The sequence below is a fragment of the Methylobacter psychrophilus genome, from assembly GCF_025583945.1.
Lineage (GTDB): Bacteria > Pseudomonadota > Gammaproteobacteria > Methylococcales > Methylomonadaceae > Methylobacter_C > Methylobacter_C psychrophilus.
Genome location: NZ_JAOEGU010000094.1, coordinates 1 through 6,239, shown reverse-complemented (window position 1 = coordinate 6,239; position 6,239 = coordinate 1). Strand labels below are relative to the sequence as shown.

Sequence of the window (6,239 nt, the reverse complement as noted above, 5' to 3'; positions counted from 1 at the left end):
ATTCTTCAGGCTTGTGCTTGGGCAGTTGGGCATAAGGGGTCATGGCTATCCGTGTTTTCAAAGGCAGGTCGCTATTTTAACCTTATTAAGACCAAGCTCTATGTTGATTATTTAGGAAAGATGTCTAATAAAACAGCGGCATGACATCAATGTAACCTTTCGTCAAATTGAAGATGCGCTAACGTTGCTCCCAATGCCGTTAAGTTAAGCAAAAAATCTTGCACTTATGCTGGATTGGGTCTGGATTAGGTGCAGAAAACTGATCATCGGGATGATGATTTTACTGATATCCAGAAGCGGAAAGCCATACTGATTAGGATAATGTATGTGTATCCTTTTCAGCGTCATCTTTGTTTAATCAAAGAAAATCCAGGACTTTACTCTGAAACATGGTGTTTTGCTTATGAACATCATACATTTACTTGCTTCACTTTGAGCATGCCCGATCCGATTCATCAAGAACCAGTAAGCCTTCGGTAATCTCCGTGCCGCTTCAAAACCAATGTCACACTCACCAAAAGTAAATAATCCCAAACTATTTTTGCTTCGCGAAACATTCACGAAAGAGCGCCAAGCTTATATTTCCCCAAGCTCACACGCTCAAACTTTACCCAGCACACCGAATTTGTCAGCAACATTCCCGTCAAAAAAAATCCCAGTCAAATCTTTTGTAGTGGCGTCAGTTTAGCATTGAGCTTTAGCTTTCTGAGAGCTACATCTAAATCAGTGACCAAATTTTTTATAAACTGCGCAGTCTTGTTCATCAACATGCTGTTGAAATACGTCCAATTCCAACACTGATTCGCTTACCGGTTTTCCTACTGTTTTTCTAAGCTTAAAAACTTGAACATCGAATATCACTCAAACACTGGGCGAGTGGGAACCAAGCGAAACCGGGTATACCAACCAAACAGCTAATTATAATGGTGACTAACAAATACGCCTTGATTTATCCGGGATTGCCTTCGTCCGGAAGGCAATTGAAACAACAAGCTTATAAACGTAAAGCTAAACAGGGCGGCTTTGTTTAAATTACGTCATATCACCTACTTTTCATTTTTTTATGTCAAATAACACAGTTTAATTAATCGTGCCCCCCCAGTTTCGCACCAGTATTTATTGCAACTGTAACAGTAACAGCAATCAACCCGTTGTAAGAAAAGGATTTTTCTTGGTTTTTTAAGATTTGGCATAAAAAATGCTGTTTAAAACATAGAATAAACCAGCAACAACTATCGCAACTGGTTTGCTCTCAGCAAAGAAAATACTGCATAAAGATCATGCAAAACTATAACTTTGCCACCCCCGTTGTGAAGCGGGCTCGGAAAGCCACGGATCTTGAATTTAACTTAAGATAGCCGGGCTGCCTCTTTCGTCACTTAACGAAAGACAGAACATAAGGCATTAACCATGAATCAAGTCATTACTCCAGTCAAAAAATTGTTAGTCATCGACAGCCAAGTTGGCAACTGGCAAAGCTTGGCCGCCGATGTTGGCACCGATACGGCTGTGTTAATTCTTGATTCGGGTTCTGATGGGCTCACGCAAATCAGTGCTTACCTGACGACGTTAGCCGCAAACACACAAAATTTTGTTCCGTTGCAAAGCCTGCAAATTATTTCCCACGGCAGTGCAGGCAGTATCAGTTTGGGTTCAACTACCCTAACTACTGACAATTTACAGCAATACACCAGCCAGCTGGCGACGATAGGTAATGCCTTAACCGCTACTGGTGATATTTTGCTGTATGGCTGTAATGTCGCAGCAGACCCCGTGGGGTTGGATTTTATCAATCAATTTTCAGCCTTAACCAGTGCCGATGTGGCGGCGTCAACTGACTTAACCGGCGCAACGGCCTTGGGCGGCAATTGGGTATTGGAAGCGGCTACCGGGACTATTGAGGCAATAGCCTTGCAACCGGTTTATAACGGAATATTAGCAGGTGCGGCTGTTATAAACTTTAATAAAGGTGAAGTGGATAATCCACAAGTTGCAAGTACACCGGGCAACATAGGTATGACTCAGTCTGCCTATGCCGGTTTTGCTAATGTTGCTCCTCAATCCGGTGGTCTTACTGCTGGCACAAATGCCGCGGGTGCCTATTATGAAGATGGCTTTGTGGTAGGTATTGTCGAAGATACTTCCAACAACATCGCCCATGTTCACCGTGGTGGAACGACTAATGACAGAAACGTGATGTATCATTCAGATTCGAGTGGACTTTATATCAGGGCTTTGGATAGTACCTCATTTAGCCTGACATCACTTAATTTTGATGCGTTGGCTAGTGATGAAAATCCGTATGCCACTGGCACTTACATAAGCGAAAGCACCGGTGAGTCAGTAACCAGCGTGGCCGGCGACAATGATTATTGGGAAATTTTGGGTTATGCCTCGGCATTAAATCCAACGCTGGATACCGATGCCAATAGTGGTGCCTATATAGCTCGTCAAATCGTCACCAATGGTTTTAATGGTGTTTTGACGCTTGATAGCGCTTTTCATAATATTGGCGCTTTCTGGATTCATTATGCCGGTTATCAGCAAACACCAACTGACGGTTATCAGTTTGCCATGTCGTTAGATAATATACAAATCAATATTGCTCAGGTTAATACTGCTCCGGTAGCCGTCGATGATAACCTCACTGCGACTGAAGACACGTTGATTATCTATACGGCAGCACAATTGCTGGGTAATGATACTGATGTTGAAGGCGCGGCCTTAACCATCGCCAGTGTCACCTCCGGCAACAACGGCACAGCGGTATTAAATGCCGACGGCACGGTCAGTTTTACCCCGTCTGCCAACTTTAACGGCCTGGCCAACTTTAGCTATGTAGCCAGCGATGGCGGATTGCTATCCACTAGAGCGACAGTAACTATCACTGTCGCGGCCGTGAATGATGCGTCTACCGGTACTGTCACCATCACCGGTACGGCAACGCAAAACCAAACACTGACAGCGGTCAGTACCTTGGCAGATGTTGATGGCCTCGGCACGATTGCTTACCAATGGCTGGCTAATGGTGCGGTCATTACCGGCGCAACGACTTCAACACTGACCTTGACCCAAGCGCAGGTGGGTAAAACCATCACGGTTAAAGCCGCTTATACCGATCTGCAGGGTACCGCTGAAAGCGTCAGCAGTCTGGCTACTGCCAATGTTGCCAACGTTAATGATGCACCGACCGGTACAGTCACCATCACCGGTACGGCAACACAAAACCAGACACTGACCGCGACGAACACCTTGGCGGATGTTGATGGCCTCGGTACGATTGCTTACCAATGGCTGGCTGATGGTACGGCCATTAGCGGCGCAACGACTTCAACATTGGCCTTGGCTCAGGCGCAGGTGGGTAAAACCATTACCGTAACAGCTAACTATAGTGATGTGCTGAATACCTCTGAAAGCGTGACCAGTGCTGCAACTCTCGCCGTAGTCAATGTTAATGATACGCCTAGCGGCACAGTGACTATCACCGGTACGGCGATGAAAAATCAGGTATTAACCGCGACCAATACGCTGGCAGATGTCGACGGCCTCGGCACAATTACTTACCAATGGCTGGCCAACGGCATCACCATTAGCGGCGCAACATCATCAACATTGACCTTGAGTCAGGCGGAAGTGGGCAAAATCATTACCGTAACAGCTAGCTATAGCGATCTACAGAAGACCGTTGAAAACGTAAGTAGCGTTGCAACCAGCAACGTGAGCAATGTTAATGATGCCCCAACCGGCACTGTCATCATCACTGGTACGGCGACGCAAAATCAGGTATTAACCGCGGCCAATACGCTGGCGGATGTCGACGGTCTCGGTACGATTGCTTACCAATGGCTGGCTGATGGTACGGCTATTACCGGCGCAACCGCAGCCATGCTGACCTTGACGCAGGCGCAGGTGGGCAAAGTCATTACCGTAAAAGCCGCTTATACCGATCTGCAAGGCACCGCTGAAAGCGTCAGCAGCCTGGCTACTGCCAATGTTGCCAACGTTAATGATGCACCGACCGGTACGGTCACCATCACCGGTACGGCAACACAAAACCAGATACTGACTGCGACGAACACCTTGGCGGATGTTGATGGCCTTGGTACGATTGCTTACCAATGGCTGGCTGATGGTATGGCCATTAGCGGCGCAACGACTTCAACATTGGCCTTGGCTCAGGCGCAGGTGGGTAAAACCATTACCGTAACAGCTAACTATAGTGATGTGCTGAATACCTCTGAAAGCGTGACCAGTGCTGCAACTCTCGCCGTAGTCAATGTTAATGATACGCCTAGCGGCACAGTGACTATCACCGGTACGGCGATGAAAAATCAGGTATTAACCGCAACCAATACGCTGGCAGATGTCGACGGCCTCGGCACAATTACTTACCAATGGCTGGCCAACGGCATCACCATTAGCGGCGCAACATCATCAACATTGACCTTGAGTCAGGCGGAAGTAGGCAAAACCATTACCGTAACAGCTAGCTATAGCGATCTACAGAAAACCGTTGAAAACGTAAGCAGCGTTGCAACCAGCAACGTGAGCAATGTTAATGATGCCCCAACCGGCACTGTCATCATCACTGGTACGGCGACGCAAAATCAGGTATTAACTGCGGCCAATACGCTGGCGGATGTCGACGGTCTCGGTACGATTGCTTACCAATGGCTGGCTGATGGTACGGCTATTACCGGCGCAACCGCAGCCACGCTGACCTTGACGCAGGCACAGGTGGGCAAAGTCATTACCGTAAAAGCCGCTTATACCGATCTGCAAGGCACCGCTGAAAGCGTCAGCAGCCTGGCTACTGCCAATGTTGCCAACGTTAATGATGCACCGACCGGCACTGTCACCATTACCGGCACGGCAACACAAAACCAGACACTGACTGCGACGAACACCTTGGCGGATATTGATGGCCTCGGTACGATTGCTTACCAATGGCTGGCCAACGGCACGGCCATTAGCGGCGCAACGTCTTCAACATTGGCCTTGGCTCAGGCGCAAGTGGGAAAAACCATCACGGTTAAAGCCGCTTATACCGATCTACTCGGTACCGCTGAAAACGTAAGCAGCATTGCAACCGGTGCAGTCATCAATGCTAATGATGCCCCTATCGGCACTGTCACTATCACCGGTACCGCGACGCAAAACCAGATATTAACAGCAACGAACACGCTGGCTGATGTCGACGGTCTGGGTACGATTGCTTACCAATGGTTGGCTAATGGTACGGCCATTACCGGCGCCACAGCTTCAACACTAACATTAAGTCAGGCACAGGTGGGCAAAACCATCACGGTTCAAGCCGGTTATACTGACATGCTGGGTACTGTGGAAAGTGTAACCAGTTCTGTCACCACCGCTGTAACCAATGTTAATGACTTGCCTACCGGCACAGTCACTATCTCCGGTACGCCCACTCAAGGCCAAACGCTGACAGTTGCCAATTCCTTGGACGATATCGATGGTTTGGGCCCGATAGCTTACCAATGGTACGCCGGAGATATCGCCATTAGCGGTACAACAGCAACAACACTAACGCTAAGTCAGGCAGAAGTCGGCAAAATCATTACCGTAAAAGCCGGTTATACTGACGTGCTGGGTACAGCGGAAAGTGTAATCAGTTCTGTCACCACGGCCGTAGCCAATATTAATGACTTACCTACCGGCATGGTCACTATCTCCGGTACGGCTTCGCAACACCATGTATTAACAGCAACGAACACGCTTGATGATATCGATGGTCTGGGTACGATTGCTTACCAGTGGCTGGCAGATGGGTCGATTATTACCGGTGCCACCGCTTCAACCTTGACCTTGACACAAGAGCAAGTAGGCAAAACCATCACCGTTAAAGCGGGTTATACCGATCAACAAAATACCGCTGAAACCATCAGCAGCTCGGCAACCAAAGTGGTGAATTCAAATTACGCGCCTACCGGCACTGTCACCATCACCGGTACGGCCTCGCAAAACCAAACTCTGACAGCAACGAATACGCTGGCAGATATCGATGGTCTAGGTACTATCAGCTACCAATGGTTGGCCGATAACGTAGTCATTACCAACGCTACAACCAACACATTAACATTAACTCAGGCGGAAGTAGGCAAAGCCATCACCGTAACAGCCAGTTATACGGATCTGCAGAAGACCCCTGAAAGCGTCACCAGCTCTGCAACTACCCATGTGATCAACGTTAATGATGCACCAACGGGTACAGTCACCAT

Annotated in this window: 1 protein-coding gene and 1 riboswitch; the gene reads left to right on the top strand. The window is 48.0% G+C overall.

Annotated features, from left to right (window positions below):
* Positions 1-1,288 precede the first annotated feature (1,288 nt).
* A riboswitch (cyclic di-GMP riboswitch) is annotated at positions 1,289-1,371 on the top strand.
* Between the two features lie 39 nt (positions 1,372-1,410).
* On the top strand, positions 1,411-6,239 hold a 4,829-nt coding region (locus N7974_RS19835), incomplete at its 3' end, for a DUF4347 domain-containing protein (protein ID WP_262967269.1).